General features: G+C 69.3%; 15 protein-coding genes and 2 pseudogenes. 6 read left to right on the top strand and 11 right to left on the bottom strand.

Going from position 1 to position 16,223, the window contains the following annotated elements:
- Nucleotides 1-116: 116 nt before the first annotated feature.
- A pseudogene (locus tag AB0M29_RS20415) lies at nucleotides 117-974 on the top strand (hypothetical protein).
- A 19-nt stretch (nucleotides 975-993) separates the two neighbouring features.
- On the opposite strand, the gene AB0M29_RS20420 reads toward AB0M29_RS20415, so the two are convergent.
- The 8 genes from AB0M29_RS20420 to AB0M29_RS20455 are packed head-to-tail and all read right to left on the bottom strand — an operon-like array spanning nucleotide 994 to nucleotide 8,153.
- Nucleotides 994-1,557, bottom strand: coding sequence for a histidine phosphatase family protein (locus AB0M29_RS20420; protein ID WP_365384401.1), 564 nt, complete (start codon nucleotides 1,555-1,557; stop codon nucleotides 994-996).
- Entirely contained in the window at nucleotides 1,550-2,311 is a 762-nt protein-coding gene (locus AB0M29_RS20425) for an SDR family oxidoreductase (RefSeq protein WP_365384403.1), read from the bottom strand. Before AB0M29_RS20425 ends, AB0M29_RS20420 begins: the two co-directional genes overlap by 8 nt.
- Nucleotides 2,296-3,435 carry a hypothetical protein gene (locus AB0M29_RS20430; RefSeq protein WP_365384405.1) on the bottom strand — a complete coding sequence of 380 codons (1,140 nt, stop codon included), beginning with the start codon at nucleotides 3,433-3,435 and terminating at the stop codon, nucleotides 2,296-2,298. Before AB0M29_RS20430 ends, AB0M29_RS20425 begins: the two co-directional genes overlap by 16 nt.
- A complete protein-coding gene (locus AB0M29_RS20435) occupies nucleotides 3,432-4,592 on the bottom strand; it encodes a glycosyltransferase family 9 protein (protein WP_365384407.1) in 1,161 nt (386 codons plus the stop codon). The genes AB0M29_RS20430 and AB0M29_RS20435 overlap by 4 nt, the downstream gene beginning before the upstream one ends.
- The gene (locus AB0M29_RS20440; RefSeq protein ID WP_365384409.1) at nucleotides 4,589-5,164 is read right to left on the bottom strand and encodes a phosphoribosyltransferase; all 576 of its coding nucleotides are present in this window, start codon (nucleotides 5,162-5,164) and stop codon (nucleotides 4,589-4,591) included. Before AB0M29_RS20440 ends, AB0M29_RS20435 begins: the two co-directional genes overlap by 4 nt.
- A 50-nt stretch (nucleotides 5,165-5,214) precedes the next feature.
- Entirely contained in the window at nucleotides 5,215-7,023 is a 1,809-nt protein-coding gene (locus tag AB0M29_RS20445) for a DUF4254 domain-containing protein (RefSeq protein WP_365384411.1), read from the bottom strand.
- Nucleotides 7,020-7,679: a hypothetical protein gene (locus AB0M29_RS20450; RefSeq protein ID WP_365384413.1), complete on the bottom strand. Its 660-nt coding sequence runs from the start codon at nucleotides 7,677-7,679 to the stop codon at nucleotides 7,020-7,022. Before AB0M29_RS20450 ends, AB0M29_RS20445 begins: the two co-directional genes overlap by 4 nt.
- A gap of 6 nt (nucleotides 7,680-7,685) precedes the next feature.
- Nucleotides 7,686-8,153, bottom strand: coding sequence for an NUDIX domain-containing protein (locus AB0M29_RS20455; RefSeq protein ID WP_365384415.1), 468 nt, complete (start codon nucleotides 8,151-8,153; stop codon nucleotides 7,686-7,688).
- 198 nt (nucleotides 8,154-8,351) lie between these two features.
- On the opposite strand from AB0M29_RS20455, the gene AB0M29_RS20460 reads away from it, so the two are divergent.
- Genes AB0M29_RS20460 through AB0M29_RS20470 form a run of 3 tightly spaced genes read left to right on the top strand, consistent with a single transcriptional unit; the run spans nucleotide 8,352 to nucleotide 11,022 of the window.
- Nucleotides 8,352-9,491, top strand: coding sequence for a helix-turn-helix transcriptional regulator (locus AB0M29_RS20460; protein ID WP_365384417.1), 1,140 nt, complete (start codon nucleotides 8,352-8,354; stop codon nucleotides 9,489-9,491).
- A 17-nt stretch (nucleotides 9,492-9,508) separates the two neighbouring features.
- Complete coding sequence (locus AB0M29_RS20465) at nucleotides 9,509-10,078, top strand: isochorismatase family cysteine hydrolase (RefSeq protein ID WP_365384419.1); 570 nt, start codon at nucleotides 9,509-9,511, stop codon at nucleotides 10,076-10,078.
- A gap of 5 nt (nucleotides 10,079-10,083) precedes the next feature.
- Entirely contained in the window at nucleotides 10,084-11,022 is a 939-nt protein-coding gene (locus AB0M29_RS20470; protein ID WP_365384421.1) for an FAD-dependent oxidoreductase, read from the top strand.
- A 91-nt stretch (nucleotides 11,023-11,113) separates the two neighbouring features.
- Here AB0M29_RS20470 and AB0M29_RS20475 read toward each other — a convergent pair whose 3' ends face one another.
- Entirely contained in the window at nucleotides 11,114-11,668 is a 555-nt protein-coding gene (locus AB0M29_RS20475; RefSeq protein ID WP_365384423.1) for a hypothetical protein, read from the bottom strand.
- Nucleotides 11,669-11,920: 252 nt separating this feature from the next.
- Between AB0M29_RS20475 and AB0M29_RS20480 the strand changes: the two genes are divergently transcribed.
- Together AB0M29_RS20480 and AB0M29_RS20485 are read left to right on the top strand one after the other, a co-directional pair.
- The gene (locus tag AB0M29_RS20480; protein ID WP_365384425.1) at nucleotides 11,921-12,874 is read left to right on the top strand and encodes an FAD-dependent oxidoreductase; all 954 of its coding nucleotides are present in this window, start codon (nucleotides 11,921-11,923) and stop codon (nucleotides 12,872-12,874) included.
- A gap of 14 nt (nucleotides 12,875-12,888) precedes the next feature.
- A pseudogene (locus AB0M29_RS20485) lies at nucleotides 12,889-13,153 on the top strand (flavoprotein); the annotation flags it as partial.
- Here the strand turns inward: AB0M29_RS20485 and AB0M29_RS20490 are convergent.
- Nucleotides 13,154-14,863, bottom strand: coding sequence for a mobilization protein (locus AB0M29_RS20490; protein WP_365384427.1), 1,710 nt, complete (start codon nucleotides 14,861-14,863; stop codon nucleotides 13,154-13,156).
- A 7-nt stretch (nucleotides 14,864-14,870) separates the two neighbouring features.
- Nucleotides 14,871-15,713: a hypothetical protein gene (locus tag AB0M29_RS20495; protein WP_365384429.1), complete on the bottom strand. Its 843-nt coding sequence runs from the start codon at nucleotides 15,711-15,713 to the stop codon at nucleotides 14,871-14,873.
- Nucleotides 15,714-16,223: the final 510 nt, after the last annotated feature.

Consider the following 16,223-nt stretch of genomic DNA (forward strand, 5'->3'; position numbering starts at 1 on the left):
GCGAGGGGTGGGGTGATGGCGGTTGGTCGTCTGTGAGCGTGACTGGCTCCCGCTTTCTGTAGACGGAAGCCGATGGAGGTATCTGGGGCTGCGGCAGCGGCGCTAGGTTCCCGGGTATGACTCCTTCGGCATCTTCGACTCGAGCGGTCGACTTGCGCCAAGAACCGGTGGACGAGGTTATGACGCGGGTCGAGCGCGCGCTTCAGACCGGCTTGGACCGGGAGGGCGTGGTACGTAAGCGGCGGACTATCGGGACGCGGTCGGAGGCCGGTACGTGGGTGCGGATCGAGCGGCGGCCGTTCGCGGATCGGGGTGCAGGAGTGGAATGGTGCGGAGTGCGCCGCGCTCCTGGTGGGCGTCGCCCAGCCGACGTGGTGGTCGGCGGTGTCCTGGCGGGATGACGCTGAAGGCGTCATGTGGCGTGCGGACGAGATGGACCTGTTGCCCGACACGCCGGTGAAGTCGGGTGGCGTTCTGACTGAGGCGCCCGAGCTGCCAAGCGATTGGTGGTCGACGCTGAACTCCTCCCTGGACGCTTTGGCCTGCGCGCACACCACGAGGCTGGCGACGCCGGACACGGTCGCGATCACTGCGGCTCACGTCAGCCAGGTCATCCGCGCGGTCTTTCGCGGCGCGCCGGCTGCGGCAGTGGGGCAATGGCGTCCTGCCCATGGAGATATGAACTGGGCGAACGTGACGGGGCCGCGGTTCTGTCTGTTCGACTGAGAGGACTGGGGCACGGCGCCTCGGGGCCTGGATTCGGCGTCGCTGTGGGCGCAGCCCCTCGCGGTACCGGAACTGGCCGAGCGAGTGCGAAGGGAGCGCCACCGTGACCTGGACAGCCGGGACGGTAGGTGATGGCACTGTTCGCGTGCGCGAAGATCGCCGGGCCGTATGCTCATCCGGAGGACCCTCGCCTTCGGCCCGCTCGACTGGCAGCCGAGCGGCCGATGGAGGAGCTTCAATCCGGCTGAGACACCAGGCCGCTGTGGTTCACAGCCTCGTAGCGGCGTTGATCAGGTGGGCGAAGGGCCATTCCTGCTGCAAGGCAACTTCGGGGTTCTGCGAGCAGGTGTCGAGGCACGTCAATGCGCTCAGAAGCACACTGTGGGATACAGCCAACACGTCGCCGTTCCGGCCGCGGTGGACTTCGGCGAGGTAGTCGGCGCAGCGGCCGGCCCGGTCGTACAGCTCGGTGAGGCTCTCGCCGTCCCCGCAGGCCAGCCAGGGCTTGGTGGCGCGTTGTACGCGCCAGGCGCGGTACTCGGGCGGGTACGTGTCGGGGGTGTGGCCGATCACCATGCTGGGGGCGCGCCACTCCGCAAGGAGCGGGGTCGTGTCGACGACCCGGGCGCCGGTGAGATCGGAGAGGAGGCCGGCAGTTTGGCGGGCGCGGTGGAGGGGGCTGGTGACGATGGCGGTGATGCCGTCGGGGAGGGGGAGGGCGCGGTGGATTTGGGTGCGGCCTTCGGCGGAGAGGGGGGCGTCGGGTGGGGCGTGGTGGCCGGGGCGGTGGCCTTCGTAGGCGGCGTGGCGCATGAGCCAGATGTCAGCCAAGGATCCAGCCGCCGTCGACGCGGAGGGTTTGGCCGGTGATGAAGCCGGCGTCGGGGGTGGCGAGGAAGGCGACGGCGGCGGCGATGTCGGTGGGGTGCCCGCGGCGTTGGATGCATTGGCGGGCGAGTTGGCGGGTGGTCATGGCCTCCTGGTCGGGGACCACCGTGGCTTCGGCGGGGACGGCGATCGATCCGGGGGCGACGCAGTTGGCGGTGATGTCGACGGGGCCGAGTTCGCGGGCGAGGGCACGGGTGAGTCCTTCGAGGCCGGCTTTGGCGCTGATGTAGGCGGAGAGGTCGTGGCGGCCGGTGGTGGCGAGGACCGAGCCGATGGCGATGATGCGGCCCCAGCCGCGGGCGGCCATGGCGGGGGTGAGTTCGTGTGCCAGGAGGTAGTGGCTGGTGACGTTGGTGGCCAACATGTCCTCCCAGATCGCGGGAGTGGTGTCGGCCCAGCTTGTGCGGGGGTAGGCGCCGGCGTTGCTGACGAGGATGTCGACGGGGCCGGGGCGGCCGTGGGCCTGGCGGCAGAGGGAGCGGACCGCGTCGGGGTCGCGGAGATCGGCTTCCAACGGACGTGCGGTGCCGCCGTCGGCGGTGATCTTGTCAGCGAGTTCACGGGCGTCGTCCCAGGCGCCGAAGTGGCCCAGGACGACAGCGGCGCCGTCGGCGGCCAGGCGACGGGCGATGGCCCTGCCGAGGCCGCCGGTTGCTCCGGTGACGAGGGCGGTGCGCCCGTTCAAGGGGCCAGGCATGGTGCCTCCTCGGTAGTGAAGAAGGTGACGGGGTCGAAAGTGGGGCCCGTGACCTCGGCAAGCCGCACCAGAAGCAGGAGCCGGTCGACGGGGGCGAGGTCGGCCAGGTTGTAGACGGCGAGGATGCGCATGGCCAGGTAGGGGCGCAGGAGTTCGGCGAGGTTGCCGTCTGGCCAGAGCTTGTCGGCGATCGGCTGGACGAGGAGATTCCAGTAGGCGGCCGCGGCCGCTCTTCGGGGTGCGCAGAGCTGCGGGGTGTAGTCGACGTGGATCGTGCGGGCGCTGTGGTTCACGTACACCCGGTGCAGACGGGGCCAGTTGGCTTCCACGTGGGCGAATGTGGCGGGGTGGTCGGCGAAGGCGGCCCGGTTGTAGGTGGGGACGAGCCAGCCGCCGAGCGCGGTGATGTACCAGAGGAAGTTGGCGAACTCGCCGAGGATGCTGTTGAGCCCGGCGGTGTCGTAGTCGAGCCAAGCCAGTGGGTGGGCGAGATTGACATCGGTGGGGTCACCCTGGGTGAGGGCGGCCCATACGGATTTGGCGCCTTGGAAGTGGGCGCGCAGCCTGCGGAGGGTGGCGGTCCAGCCGAAGACCAGGGGTTGGCCGTTCGCCACGAGGACGTACTCCGCGAGGCGGGTGATCGGCAGGTCGACGATGCCGTCGGCCACGGGGAAGTTCGCGCCGCGGTAGTACGTATCCAGGCGTCCCCCCGCTGCAGCCCGGTCCCAGTACAGCTTGCGGACGACGTCGGTGGGCGGCGCTTCCTGAGCGGTCTCCAGGATGACGTTGCGGTAGGCGGTGGTGAGGTCGTCCATGTACTGCTGGAGTTCCGCGGTGACCGTCTCCGTGTTCAGCAGGTCGAGCAGCAAGCCTCGGTCGGGGGCTGAGGGCAGTCGCTCGTAGGCCAGCAAGTGTCCGCGGGGGACGCGCAGGTGGGCGTGGAGTGCGGGGACGCGGTAGTGGCCGAGAAGTCGGGCGTGGCCGCGGATTTCCTGGCGGGCCTCCTCGCGGTCTCGCGTGTACTTGATCAGCAGGGGATGGCCGTTGGCGTCCAGCGGGAGGAAGAGGTTGCGGGTGGCGCGGCGGATGGCGCCGATGCGCCATCGCCGTCGGTCTGCAGTCATCCGTATGCCCTGCCCAGCAGTTCCATGCAGACGCGGGCCAGCGCGGCGGGGGTGATCGCGTCGAGGTGGACGTCGGCGCCGGGCGCGATGGTGTCGCGTACGGGACAGAGGTCGCCTTGGTGCATGCGTTCGGAGAAGGTTGTGGCTACGGCGTGGTGGTGGGGATGGCCTGTGCGCCACTTGCTGTGTGCGTGCCGGGCGTAGAGACCGAGTACGGGCGGTCCGCCGCCGTCGGGATCGCGGGCCAGGGCAGCGAGGTGGGTCAGGCCGGTGTCGTTGCCGAGGACGAGGTCACAGCGGGGGAAGACGTCGGCGAGCTCGTCCGCGGGCAGGCCGTCGAGGTACAGGGCCCGTACTCCGCGGGCGGAGTCTGCGGCGGCGATGCGGACGCAGCCGTCGTGCTCCCCGCCGATGAGCAGGAGCCGAATCGGGGTCTGCCGGGCCTCGGCTATACGGGCGGCCACCTCGGTGAAGCGCTCAGCGGTGTAGTTCTTGCGCTCGGGCCAACTCGTGGCGGTGATCGCTGCGATCGTCAAGCCGTCGAACCAGCCCGCTGCATGCAGTTGCTGGGTGAGCCGATTCGGGCCGGTGACGAGAGTGGGCGCGAACGTGCTGGTGGCGGGGAGGCGGATTCCGAGGCGGCGTTCGAGTGCGAGGTAGTGGCGGGCGGGCATGTCGGGCTGGGCCTGGCCGTCGGTGGACCAGCACGGGGGCGCGGCCGGGTCGCAGATGATGCTGGCGTGCGCGGCGGGGTGATGGCGACCGACGGATTCGCGGTCACCGATGACGACGAACTTGCCTCGCGCGACGGCTGGTTCGCCCGCGGGGAGTCCGGTACGGGCGATGAGTCTCGCGTACGGGCCCTCGACACGGACGGGCAGTCGCCTGGCCGGTGATCGCAGACTGAACCAGTCACTCAGGGCGCGGACGACGGATAGTGCGAGGAGGGAGTCGCCGAGCTTGCTCTGGAAGGACACCAGGATCTCGTCGCACTCGCCCAGGCGGTCGGCCAGTTCGGCGGATGCGGGCACCGGGAGCGGCGCTCCGATCGCGATGCTCTGGCGGTCGTATCCGAGCGGCGTGGTGTGCACTGCGTCCGCGGGGAAGCACACGGCGCCGGGACAGAAGCGCACTCCGGTCGTGGCCGTGGCCGTCATGACGCGGTCCCCATCACCGTGAGCGTCACCAACGGGACGCCGAGACGGGCGAGCAGAGCCCGACCTCCCTGCGTGGCGTCCTCCACCAGGCAGACGGCGGCCACAGGTTGCGCTCCGGCCTCACGGAGGCGCCGGGCCAGGTCGGCGAGGGTGCGGCCGGTCGTGATCTCGTCATCGACGAGGATCATCCGCTGCCCACGGGCGATCCCGTAGGCGAAGACGTCTGTGCGCATCGCGTGCGGCTCGCTGAAGCGGACGGCGCCGTCGAGCGGCAGGTGCAGCTTCCAGGCGATCTTGTACGGGAGACCCGCGGCGGAGGCGAGGGCGACGGTGGGGAGAATGCCGCCGGCGTCCAGGCCGAGAAGGAAGTCGACGGTGTCGAGAGCGGCGGGTACTGCGGTGACAAGGCGTTCCCACAGGCGGGTTCCGGCTGAGGCGAGCGCGTCGGGGTGGACGGCGTCCTCCAGGCCGTCGAGTGAGTGGATGACCCTCTCGCGTCGGCTGTGGGGTCCCACCCCGAGCCGTTCGACGATGCGGGCCGAGAACGGCGGCACAGCAAGGGTTTCGGGCATGGCGAAGCTCCTCTTGAGAGGTGAAGTGCGGGCAAGGAAGGCGAGCCGCTTCAGGCGGCGAGTTGAGCCGCGTACCAGGCCAGGAGCGCGTCGACGGCAGGGAGGACCAGCGCGAGGGCCTGCGCGCGGTCGCCCTCACGCCACTCGGTCGCCGTTTCGGCGAGCGTCGGCACGCTCACAGCGGGCAGACCCGGGAGGTGGGTCGCGGCGGCAAGGATCTGGTCCGGGCCGGTCTCCCACATCCCGTGCTCGCGCAGCAGCAGGCGGCAGGCGAGGACCAGGTGTTTGTAGAGCTGGCGCAGGCGCTCGGGACCGGCTTCGGCGCGTAGCCGTCGCAGGGTGAGGATCACCTGGGGCAGCTCCTGGACGGCAGCCAGGGAGAGGTCATGTGGCGTGATGTGCGGCAGTTCCAGTAGTGGGTCGGCGTACAGGACAGGTCGGTCCGACTGGAGTTGGTGCAGCGCGAAGGCGACGCGCGGGGTGAGCCGCCGCGCGCGCAGTTCATGGGGCGTGGCGAGCGTGAGCCCGACGGACGCCGCGCCGGCCAGGGACTGGGCGTACTGCTGGAGCGCGTCGCCGACCTGTTCTGCGACCGAGTGATCGGCGATGACCAGGAGGTCGAGGTCCGACCAACCGGTGATCCAACAGCCCTCGCCTGCGCTGCCGGTGAGGGCGGCGAGGCGCACGCCCTGGCTGCATGCCCGCAGGTTGTCGACGAAGTCGGAGGTCGCGGCTGCCACAGGTCCCGGCAGGCCGAGTCCGTACGGTGTGGTGGTACGGGGCTTGGCCGTGATGGACGGTGCGGCGATGCGGCGTAGGCGAGCGCGCAGGTCGATGATGCTGCCGGAGTTGTCGATCACGTGGTCGGCGAGTGCGGCCACCTGGTGCGCGCCCCGGCTCATCTTGATCTCGTCCTTGGCGGCGACCGCGTGGGCGGCCGTGCCGGAGCGCTTCACCCGTACTGCGAAGGACGCATCCAGATACACGATCTGCAGCCGGTCCGCCATGAGGTGCTTCAGCTCGGCTATCGATGCGTCGTCGTGGACGGACTCGATGGTGATCAGCCGGGTGTCGACGTGGGAGTCCGCGAAGCGGTTCAGCTCGTCCAGAAGCAGTTCCGCCTGGCGACGGGGTGAGAGGGCGTACGGATCGGCCAGACCGAGCCGTGCGGCAGCCTGCCGCAGCAGGTAGCCGATCTTGAACCGCTGTGCCGCACAGGTGTGTTGGACGAACGCGGCGCTGGTGCTCTTCCCGCATTCGCTGAGTCCGCCGAAGGCGATGACGCGTACCAGCCGGGGGCTGGGCGTGATCTCCGTGACTGCGGCATCGTCCACGCCGTACAGCTTGAAGCGGGCCGGGATGGGCAGTCGCCGTTCGCCCGTGACGACGTCGGCGGTCAGGGAGTCCAGAGCTGTACACAGTTCGTCGCGCTGCCTGTGGAGAGCCGGGACGCGGCGCCTGGCCAGGTCGTCCCTGTCCGACGATCGCTCGCTGTGCCAGATCCGGAGGGTGAGTACGGACAGGCGATCGAGCACGGAGGCAAGCGTTTCGGTGTGCAGCGGCGCCTCGGCGTGTGCGGCACCGGCGAGCGCACCGAGCACTTCGTCGGCCCGCTCGGCCAAGGCGTTGCGCTCGGCGTTGAGCTGGTCGATCTCCCGCTTGCAGTCCGCCACCCGCTCCGCGGGCAGCCCCGCGGCACGGACCTGGTCCTCGGTCGTCCACAGGCGGGTGTTGACCGCGTGCAGCCTGGTGAGGGCGTCATCGAGGCGGCGGAGATCCTTCTCCACCAGACTCGCGGCGGCGCGCGAGAATCCCGGCGGGAGGATCAGCGGCGGAGGGGTTCCGGTGAAGCGCGTCATCGAAGCTCACCCTCCCCGGATGCCTCGGCCGCCAGCTGGCCACCAATTCCTTCCACGATCCGCTCGTGCACATCGGCGATGCTGAGGTGCTCGCAGTCCACGACCAGGTCGTAGGCTCCCTCCTCCGCTTGGCGGAGGAGGATCTCGTGCAGCACCTTCTGATACCTGGGGTAGATCCCCGTCCAAGGGCGGCCCTCCCGCGCGCTGGTGGTCGCGTAGCTGCGCTCCGGGTCGAGCGACGGCAGGAGGAGGACGGCGGTCTCCGACGGAGCGGGGATCGGCCCGGCGATCTCGCGCACCGTCCACAGCGCCTCGCGCCCCGAAAGCCCCTCCTTGACCACGCAGGTCGCCGCGGCCACCGCCATCAGCATGGGCAGCCCCCGGTCGAGCAGCCCCGTGCGTCCCGGCTTGCGTGCCTCGGCCCGCTTGGCATTGCCGATAGCCAGCAGGCTCGTCAGCTCGACGGTCGTGGACCACTCGAACCACCACCGCGCGTAGTCGTGTACCGCGGCCTTCTTCCACGGTGCGGGGTCGTGCTCGTGGATGGCGCCCAGCACCTGGAATCCGTCCCAGCGTCCGGCCAACTGCCGTAACTGCGTGGTCTTTCCGGTGTTGTCCGGCCCGTTGAGGCTGATGAACTCACACGTTTCCGGCATCGGCGATCACGCCTTCCGGATGGGCGTGTTAAGGACGGAGACGATCGCATCGATGTTGCCCGCCACGAAGTCGGCCAGCTCCGGCGGCATGAGGTCGAGCCGACGAACCGCCTCGGCCGTGAAGGGGACGCGCACGATCTCGTACCCGCCGCGCTCGGGCTTGGAGAACTCGGCGCCCGTCCGCACCGACAGGTCCATGCCTGCCAGCCGGGCGGCGAAGATGTGCTGCACCCCGAAGCCGCCCTCCACCTCGTCCGTGACCAGGTGGACCAACTCGGCTCGATCCAGCGTGCCTCCCAACTCCTCGAACACCTCCCGGTGCAGCGCGGCCTCGATGCTGTCGTCCTCCTCCTCGACGCCGCCGCCGACGGTGACCCAGTACGGTTCACGGCCGGGCTTCGTCCGCTTGATGAGTACCAGTTCGTCGCCGTCGAGCAGGATCGCGCGGGCATTGCGCTTGACGATGTCGGACATACGGAGCTCCTTCGTGGGACTGCGGCGCGGCAGCCGATATGGCCGAACGCCCCGCTGCATCTGGTCGCGGGAGAAACAGCATGCTGCACAGTGGTGGCGCTATGTGACGTACGGATGCCGTACGAACGCTGTACCGCTGCCGAACACAACTGGTTACGCTGGGTATTTCGCCCGCATCGGTGGGGAGGAGGCGGTGTCATGGTCACCGTGCAGAGCTGGTCCGGCAGGGAGGCCAGGCTGCTGCGCTCCGCGATGCGATTGAGCATCCGCGACTTCGCCGCACACCTCGGCGTCAGCGACCGCGTCATCTCCAAATGGGAGGCCGGCGGAGACGGTTACTGTCCTCGTCCTGACTCCCAGGCCGTTCTGGACACCGCGTTGGCACACTCCACGGAGGAGATACGGGCGCGGTTCGCGGAGGCTTTGGGGCGGGCGGCGGTTGCTGTTCCGGGCTCGGGCCGGATACGGGTCGACTCGCACAAGTTCCTGCCGGTCTTCATCGGTGCCGAGCAGGCTCTGCGATTGCGAGCCGAGCTGATCGACGCGCCGTCGGGCTCGTGGCTGGAGTCGTCCTCCGCCCGCGTGGAGCACTCGGATCCGCAGACGATCTGCACGCTGCACGTCTTCGCCTGCGGGGTCGCCGTCTTCCATCTGGTCCAGCCCCGGACCCCGGAGTCGCTGACCGAGTTGGCCGTCTGGCGATACCGCTCGTACGCGTCCGACCTGCCCTGGGCGGGGGCCACCTTGCGAGATCTCATCGACCTTGGCCCCGGCCGGCAACTCAATCCGGAGTACGTCCTCTCGCTCTACTGGGTGACGTCCGGTCCCTGGGCTGCTGGCGCCGAGTTCGACACTGCCCTCAGGCTGCTGTCCACCCCGTCGGTACTGGTCGACCGCGGAGCACCGGCCGGACCCGCCCCGCTCGCTCAACCCGTCGAGGGGTCCCTGCTGGCCACGGGCTTTGACCACCCGGACATCGTCTCCTTCGGCGTGCGCGGCGTCTCCACCGGCTACGCCGGCTGGTCCGGCGTCGCCTACGCCGCCCACTCACGCGAGCGCAGCCTCACCATCGACGAACTCGTCGCCTGTGAAATCACCGTCCAGGCACTGTGGTGCTTCTCCCGTCAGATCCAGAAACTCGTCGAGGACGGACAGGATCCCTCCACGCCCGACGCCTTCGGCTGGCGCTTCCTGCGCGCCGCGTCCTCCCGCCTCACCACGGCCCGCGCCCAAGAGACGGCGCAGCACGTCCTGATGCGAGAGGCCATCATGAAGACCAGCGGACTCGCAGAACGACTGCGGGCCGCCCAGGACGCCCTCCGGGACAGCGTCGGCTGACGACAGGAGACCCCGCCATGGACATCGACAACGCGGCCCTGATCGTCATCGATATGCAGAACGGCTTCACCAACCACGACAGCCGACACGTCATCCCCGTAATCGCCGACCTCGCCAGCCGCTGGTCCGCCGCACGCCGTCCGGTCGTCTTCACCCGCTACCACAACTACCCGGACAGCCCCTTCGAGCGGTTCTTCGACTGGACCCGGCTCCAGCACTCCCCGGAGACCGACATCGTCCCGGAGCTCTCCGCCCTGGCAGCGGCCTCACACGCAGTGCTGGACAAGTTCGGGTACTCCCTCTTCACCGAGGAAGCCGCCGAACTCGTCAGGGAGGCGGGCTGGACCGACCTGGTCTTCTGCGGCATCGCCACCGAGAGCTGTGTCCTGAAGTCCGCCGCCGACGCCTTCGAACGCGGCCACGCCCCCTGGATCATCACCGACGCCTCCGCCAGCGACGCCGGCCCCACGGTCCACGACGCAGGTCTTCTCGTCGCGCGACGGCTCATCGGCCGGCGCCAACTCGTCACCAGCGACCATGTGCTGCGGCAACTGGCCGCCCGAGAGCACGCTCCGGTGCTGGAATAGGCGGTATGGCAGCGACTTCCTCCCGGCACAGCGCCGACCTGCTCATCGTGGGGGGCGGCCCGGCCGGATGCGCGGCAGCGCTGATGGCCGCAAGCCTCGGCATGCGATCGATCCTCATCGAGGCGGACGCTCTGTGCGGGAAGCTCCAGCACATCGCGGCGGTCAACAACGTCGTCGGCGGCTTCAGCAGCGGCCCGGAGCTGGGCGCGGCGATCGCGAAGGACATCGGCCGTACGAGACTGTGCACCGTGGAACTCGGCGTCTGCGCCACGGAGATCCGTGCCGACGACGACCGGGTCACGGTCACCACGGACACCGGGCAACACCTGGATGCGCCATACGTGGTGGTGGCAACGGGTGTCAGCCCGCTGCCGGTTGACGACGCTCCCTGGCTGGCCGTCGCCACCGAGGCGGCGACGCCCACCCTGTGGGGCGCCAGGCTTCCCGACACCTCGCGCGGCTCCCTCCTCATCCTCGGCGCCGACCGCCCACTGGGCACCTTCCTCCGAGCCCACCCAGCCCTGGACGCGACCGTCCTGGTGGCCTACCCACAGGACGACGATTACAAGGTCGACGAAGTACGCGTCGACCCACGGGTCACCCTGCTGCCGGTTACCCACCTCACCCTCCGCCCAGGTGGCGGCTCACTGCTCGCCGCCGAATGGACCGACCGGCAAGGACACCCGGGGGCAGCCACGGCCGACGGGGCCTTCCTGAACCTGGGCAGCGCCCCGACCCCGCCCCCCGGCGACCCCGTACGCGGCAGCGACGGCTACTGCCCACCCGACCAGCAGCACCCTCGCATCCTGACCGCCGGAGACCTGCGGTCATCCCGCTTCCAGCGGATCATGGTGGCGACTGGATCGGGCAGCGAGGCCGCGCTACGTGCCTACTACGCCGCACAGGACTTGCCGCAGGTCGGCCAAGATGGGGTCGCGTACTGATCGCCCTTCCGACCGCGTGAGAGCGATTCTCACCGCGGCGAATCGGCAGTTCGGAGCGTCATGGGCCGTTCAACGCCGCAGCGATCGTTGATCATGGCGTCGCGCCAGAGCGGGATTCTTCACCGCCGTAGTCCTGACGAGCCTTGAGCTGACGGTTCTCCGCTTCCAGCACTGCGATTCGGCGTTCTAGCTGCGTCCGAGTCGGTTTCTTCGGGTTGGAGGTCGGCTCCGTTGGCAGCCGAGGTGGCTGCGCTACGGCACCGAGCGGCTCGAAGGCGACGATGTTGCGGTGCAACTGACCGCATTCCGGGCAGTTTTCCGATTCCTGTCGTGTCGGATTGCCGCTCGTGGGGTAGCGCCGGATCTCCATGAAGTGGCCGCAGTACAGGCGCACCCACCAGCGGATGAGCTCACTGTCTGCAGGAGCTTCTGCCCATGACGCCAGCATTTCCAGTGCCTGAATGTGTCTCTTTTCCCGTTCCCGCTTCAGAACCGGATCGGCCGCCTCTTCGGCCGCCCACTTCGCGAACTGACGTTCCAGCGCAGTGCGTCTCACGTCGGTTCCCTTCTGGCGTCGGCGGTCTTCACGAGTCAGTTGGTAGTTCTCAAGCGGAGTTCCGTGGCTCCTGTACACGACGTCACCCATAGTGCCTGAGCGTAGCTCTACGTGGCCGTGCCGCAGGCTGAGGACCACACGCGTGGGCTGGTCTGTGCTGGTGCCTCTCTTCTACCTCCTCCGCTCGCCAGAGCCCCTCAGGCAGCTTCCCGGCCGCCGGAGAGGACGTCGTGCTACCCGGCGGAGCGACCTGACGGGACGGACGGAGTATGTGCCCCTGATCGGGGACAGACTCGTGCTGATGCGTCACGCGGCCGATGTTCGCCGCCTATCGTCGAGGGCATGGGCGCAGGCGAACGTGTCGTCGTGATCGGAGCCGGTGTCTCCGGGCTCACCACCGCCATCGTGCTGGCCGAGGCGGGCGTCGCAGTCCACGTCATCGCCGAGGAGCTACCCGGCGCCACTTCCCTTGCCGCCGGCGCCATGTGGGGACCGTATTTGGTCGAACCCAAGCATATGGTTGACGAGTGGAGCGAATGCTCTCTGGAGGTGTTCCGAGAGCTGGCTGACGATCCGGCGAGCGGTGTTCGGTTGGCCAGCGGCATCGAAGCCTCTCGCCATGCGGACCAACCCCCGGACTGGGCCACTTCACTTCCGGACTTCATCCCGTGCTCAACCGCTGGACTCCCCGCAGGATTCGCCTCTGGCTACCGGTTCACAGTGCCCCTCGTCGACATGCCGGTCTACCTCGACTACCTCCAGCGTCGCCTCCATGATGCTGACGGAACCTTCGAGCAGCGCTGGCTCGGCTCATTGGACGACGTAGGACCGGCGTCGGCAGTCATCAACTGCACCGGCCTGGGCGCCCGTACCCTAGTCCCCGATTTGGACCTGCGCCCGATCCGAGGCCAGCACGTAGTCGTCAGCAATCCCGGTTTGACCGAGTTCTTCTCCGAAGACACCGGTGCATCGCAGGACCTTCTGTGCATCTATCCGCACGGGGACACCGTCGTCCTCGGGGGAACGGCGATTGATGGTGACGGCAGTCTCGGACTGGACGAGAGGGCAGCGTCAGCGATCCTTGCCCGATGCGTCGAGGTGGAGCCCCGGCTGGCCGAAGCGCGGGTCATTGCGCACCGCATCGGGGCCAGGCCAACGCGGGGCCGTGTACGAGTCGAGGCTGATCGCCGTTCGGACGGGACGCTGGTAGTGCACAACTACGGGCATGGAGGGGCGGGCGTCACCTTGTCCTGGGGGTGCGCCGCCATGGTCCGCGGCCTTCTTACGGACCGGTAGCACCGGCCCGTCGACAAGGGGCTGCCGGGATCTCCGACACTCTGGCGCTCGGCATCCTGTGCGAGGCGTATGGCCCCGGCATACCGACCGATGTGCTGCCGTATCTGAACTCAGCCATGGTCGCCCACCCCGCATGCCAGCAGAGCCTGGCCCGGCTACGCGCGACGGGCGTCCTGTTTTGCTCCTGCGAGCCGCATTCGCCGAAGGCGGGGGCGCACGGACTACCGCTGGGAGGAAGCTCTGGAACTGCTCGCCCCTGCGATCGATGCCCGGCGGTGATCACCGCCTTCGCGTCGGCGACTGGCCCGGTAGTGGAACTCCTGTTGCGGTGGTCGGAGGTTGCGGGCTTTGCGTCGGGTGTCGAGCTGCGGTCGTGGGGGTGGCGGGGAGGTTGGCGTGGCGGCGGAGGCGCCAGATGAGGACGTCGCTGAGGGAGTCGGCGGTGTCGAGTTCGCGTTCTTCCACAGCCGTGTGGAGGAGGGCGGTGGGGTTGTGGCCGGCTTGCTGGGCTTCGGTGAGGGTGGCGGCGAGGGCAGGCCAGTTGGGTTCGGCCTGGATGCGGGCGGCGTGACCCGGAAGGACGGCGTGGAGGGTTCGGGCCGCATCGCGACGGGTGGCGGAAGGAAGGTGCTGGCCGTGTTGGCGCATGGTGGTCAGGGGTGCCCCGGCGGCGGCTCGGTAGGCGGCACGAAGGTGGGTGGCGGTTTGGCGGGCGGAGGCTGCTTGTTGGGCGTGGCCGCGGGCAGCGTGCCAGTGCGCGGCGACGGCGACGCTGGTGATCAGGATGTCGATGATCATGGCTGTGGTCGCGCCGTCCTCGCCCTTGCCGAGGGCTGATCCTGAGTAGACAAGGTCGCGTGCGACCTTGCGCAGGGCACGGTTGTGGGTGTTGCTGGCGCGGATGTGCGAGCGGGTTGCCCGTTCAAAAGCGCGCGCGGCTTCCTGGAGTTCGGTACGTGTGTTCGCTGCGGTGGTCTGGGCGAGGGCGTCGAGGACTTCTCCGACTCCGACGAGTTGATCGGCCACGGTTGTGTCGTCGCCGTGGTCAAGGGCTCGGAGAGCTCGCGCGGTGGCGGTGGTACCTGCTCGGCGGGCCTTGGCGGGACCTGAGCGCTGTGCAGGGCCGGTGGTCGGTTCGGCGGAGAGGTCGCTGGCGGACAGGCGTTTGCGGATGCGCGGCAGGGAGAGGTCGGGGGCCAGTTTCGATCCGGAGAACCAGATGGGCTGTCCGTCTCGGTTTCGGTCGCCGGGCAGCGCGACGCTGAAGCCGATCACGTCCCCCGAAGGTGCGGTCCGCCTGTTGACCCGGACGCCTTGGTCAGCGAGGCGGCCGAAGAATTCGTCCTCCGTGGCTGACCCTGCCAGGGCTTGGCGGACGCTGTCGCGGAGCTGGTCGCGGGCTGGACGTTCAAGGCCGCGGCGGTTGGCCTTCCAGCGTTCGGCGCTGGTGGCGCGTTTGGCGGCGGTGCCGTCACCGGCGTGGAGTTCGCGCAGACCGTATGCCTTCTCGATGGCCCGGGCTTCGGTTTGGACGGCCTTCCTGTCGAAGTTGCGGCGGGCGGTGCGGCCGTCTTGGCGGACGAGGGTGGCGGCGATGTGGATGTGGTCAGGGGCGTGGCGTACGGCGACCCAGCGGCAGGCTTTGGTGTCGCCATCGGGAGCGACACCGGCGGCGTTGACGATGCGGCGAGCGACGTCGGCCCATTCGTCGTCGGTCAGGTGACGGTCGTCGTGGGCGGCGCGCACCGAGCAGTGCCAGATGGTCGTCTTGGGCCGCTGTTCGCGCGGCAGGGCTTTGACGGGAAGGTCGAGCTGGCGGGCGAGCTTCATCAGGGCTTCGCGGGTGGCGTGGGGGCCGGGGTCCGGGGCGAAACCGTTCCAGGAGGCGACCATGTGCTGGTCGGTGTGCTCGTTGGCGTCCCCGGGGCCGTAGAGGTACTTGATCAGTCCGTACGAGCCGCCTGACCCTTCGGTTATTTTGGGGATCAAGCTGCTGCTACCTCCACGCGATCTCGGCCGCGGCGGCATCCACGTCGTCCAGGGCGTCCTGGACGAGCCGCCGGGTGCGCTGGGCCTGGTCGTGAAGGGGGTCGTTGGCGTGGAGATGGGCCAGGAGCTGGTTGAGGTTGTTGCCGACGGCGGCGAGCTGCCGGTTGGACTCCATCAGTTCCTCGAGCTGGCGGTGGGTGTCGGCGATGGCCGCTCGAGGGTCCGAGGTGTGCGCGGCGAGGAGCGCGGTCGCGGCGGCGTACCCGCCGGGCTTGAGACGGTGGGTGCGGGCCGCGACGCGAAGGTCAGCCCACTCGCGGTCGCTGAAGCAGGGGTGGGTGCGGTACCTGCGTGCTTCGACCAGCCGACGGCGGTGGTGGCGGGTGATGTCGGCGGCCAGAGCGGTGGTGGCGCGGGCCGGAGCGACGGGTTCGATTCGGGGGATGTCCAGCGCCCTGGTGTCGACGCGTTCCGCGGCGCTGGTGACGCGCTCCAGAAGTCGCGCGGCCTGGTCTGGCTGGGGTGTTCCGCCGGAGTTGAGGTATCGGGCGAGTTGGTTGAGGTGCGAGCCGATGGCTCCCAGCGCGGTGTTGGAGCGCATCAGGTCTTCGAGGCGGCGGCGTTCGACGTCGATGCTGGTGTGCCGATCGACGCGGGAGAAGGCGACTGCTGCGGCAGCGGTGAAGCCGCCGGGCGTGAGACTGCACCTTCGGGCGGCCGGGACGATCACCGTCCACTCGGCGTCGCTGAAGCATGGGTTGACGCGGTGGCGACGCGGTACGGCAAGCCGTCGACGGTAGTGCGCGACGGCGTCGGTGACGGAGGGGGAGACGGTCGGGAGGTCGGTCACGCCGGCTTCTGTGCGGTGAATGTTCGGCAGGGGGTCGGGGCTGGCAGTGCGGTGCGGCTTCGTCGGGGCGTCGTCTCCTGCCCCGCCCGGCACCCCCGGGCCGAACGCTGCCGCCGATGCCGACCGCCCCCCGGCGGCGGCCTCGGCCCAGCCCGCCACCCCAGGGGCGGGCCGAACCCCGGGATGACTCATTCCGGGACAACTTGCTCCTCCGGCGGAGGATGGCATGGTTGTTGTCGTGGAGCCCGCGTGGTCACGGCGGTCGGTACGTACCGCACCGGTCTCGTGGCCAGGCTTGTGTGACACGGGCTGGACGGCGGGCTGGTGGTTGGTGTCATGGGGCATGGCGATCTGTCCGTTGCTGTGAGGTGGCCGGTGGGTGTGGCGAGGTCCGGCCCGGTGCCGAAGGGGGAGGGCGGTGTGTGGCGTTCAGGTTCTGAGCACCGTGGCGTTTTGGAGCCGAACGGCGCCGTGTTCAGAGACTGAGCACGGCGCGGTAATTCAGTTTCG

Origin of the sequence: Streptomyces sp. NPDC051976, from assembly GCF_040680795.1 — a bacterium.
GTDB lineage: Bacteria > Actinomycetota > Actinomycetes > Streptomycetales > Streptomycetaceae > Actinacidiphila.

Excerpts from the sequence above, each read along its gene's own strand:
- AB0M29_RS20425 (WP_365384403.1), bottom strand. The coding sequence starts at position 2,311 with ATGCCTGGCCCCTTGAACGGGCGCACCGCCCTCGTCACCGGAGCAACC.
- AB0M29_RS20430 (WP_365384405.1), bottom strand. The coding sequence starts at position 3,435 with ATGACTGCAGACCGACGGCGATGGCGCATCGGCGCCATCCGCCGCGCC.
- AB0M29_RS20435 (WP_365384407.1), bottom strand. The coding sequence starts at position 4,592 with ATGACGGCCACGGCCACGACCGGAGTGCGCTTCTGTCCCGGCGCCGTG.
- AB0M29_RS20440 (WP_365384409.1), bottom strand. The coding sequence starts at position 5,164 with ATGCCCGAAACCCTTGCTGTGCCGCCGTTCTCGGCCCGCATCGTCGAA.
- AB0M29_RS20445 (WP_365384411.1), bottom strand. The coding sequence starts at position 7,023 with ATGACGCGCTTCACCGGAACCCCTCCGCCGCTGATCCTCCCGCCGGGA.
- AB0M29_RS20450 (WP_365384413.1), bottom strand. The coding sequence starts at position 7,679 with ATGCCGGAAACGTGTGAGTTCATCAGCCTCAACGGGCCGGACAACACC.
- AB0M29_RS20455 (WP_365384415.1), bottom strand. The coding sequence starts at position 8,153 with ATGTCCGACATCGTCAAGCGCAATGCCCGCGCGATCCTGCTCGACGGC.
- AB0M29_RS20460 (WP_365384417.1), top strand. The coding sequence starts at position 8,352 with ATGGTCACCGTGCAGAGCTGGTCCGGCAGGGAGGCCAGGCTGCTGCGC.
- AB0M29_RS20465 (WP_365384419.1), top strand. The coding sequence starts at position 9,509 with ATGGACATCGACAACGCGGCCCTGATCGTCATCGATATGCAGAACGGC.
- AB0M29_RS20470 (WP_365384421.1), top strand. The coding sequence starts at position 10,084 with ATGGCAGCGACTTCCTCCCGGCACAGCGCCGACCTGCTCATCGTGGGG.
- AB0M29_RS20475 (WP_365384423.1), bottom strand. The coding sequence starts at position 11,668 with ATGGGTGACGTCGTGTACAGGAGCCACGGAACTCCGCTTGAGAACTAC.
- AB0M29_RS20480 (WP_365384425.1), top strand. The coding sequence starts at position 11,921 with ATGGGCGCAGGCGAACGTGTCGTCGTGATCGGAGCCGGTGTCTCCGGG.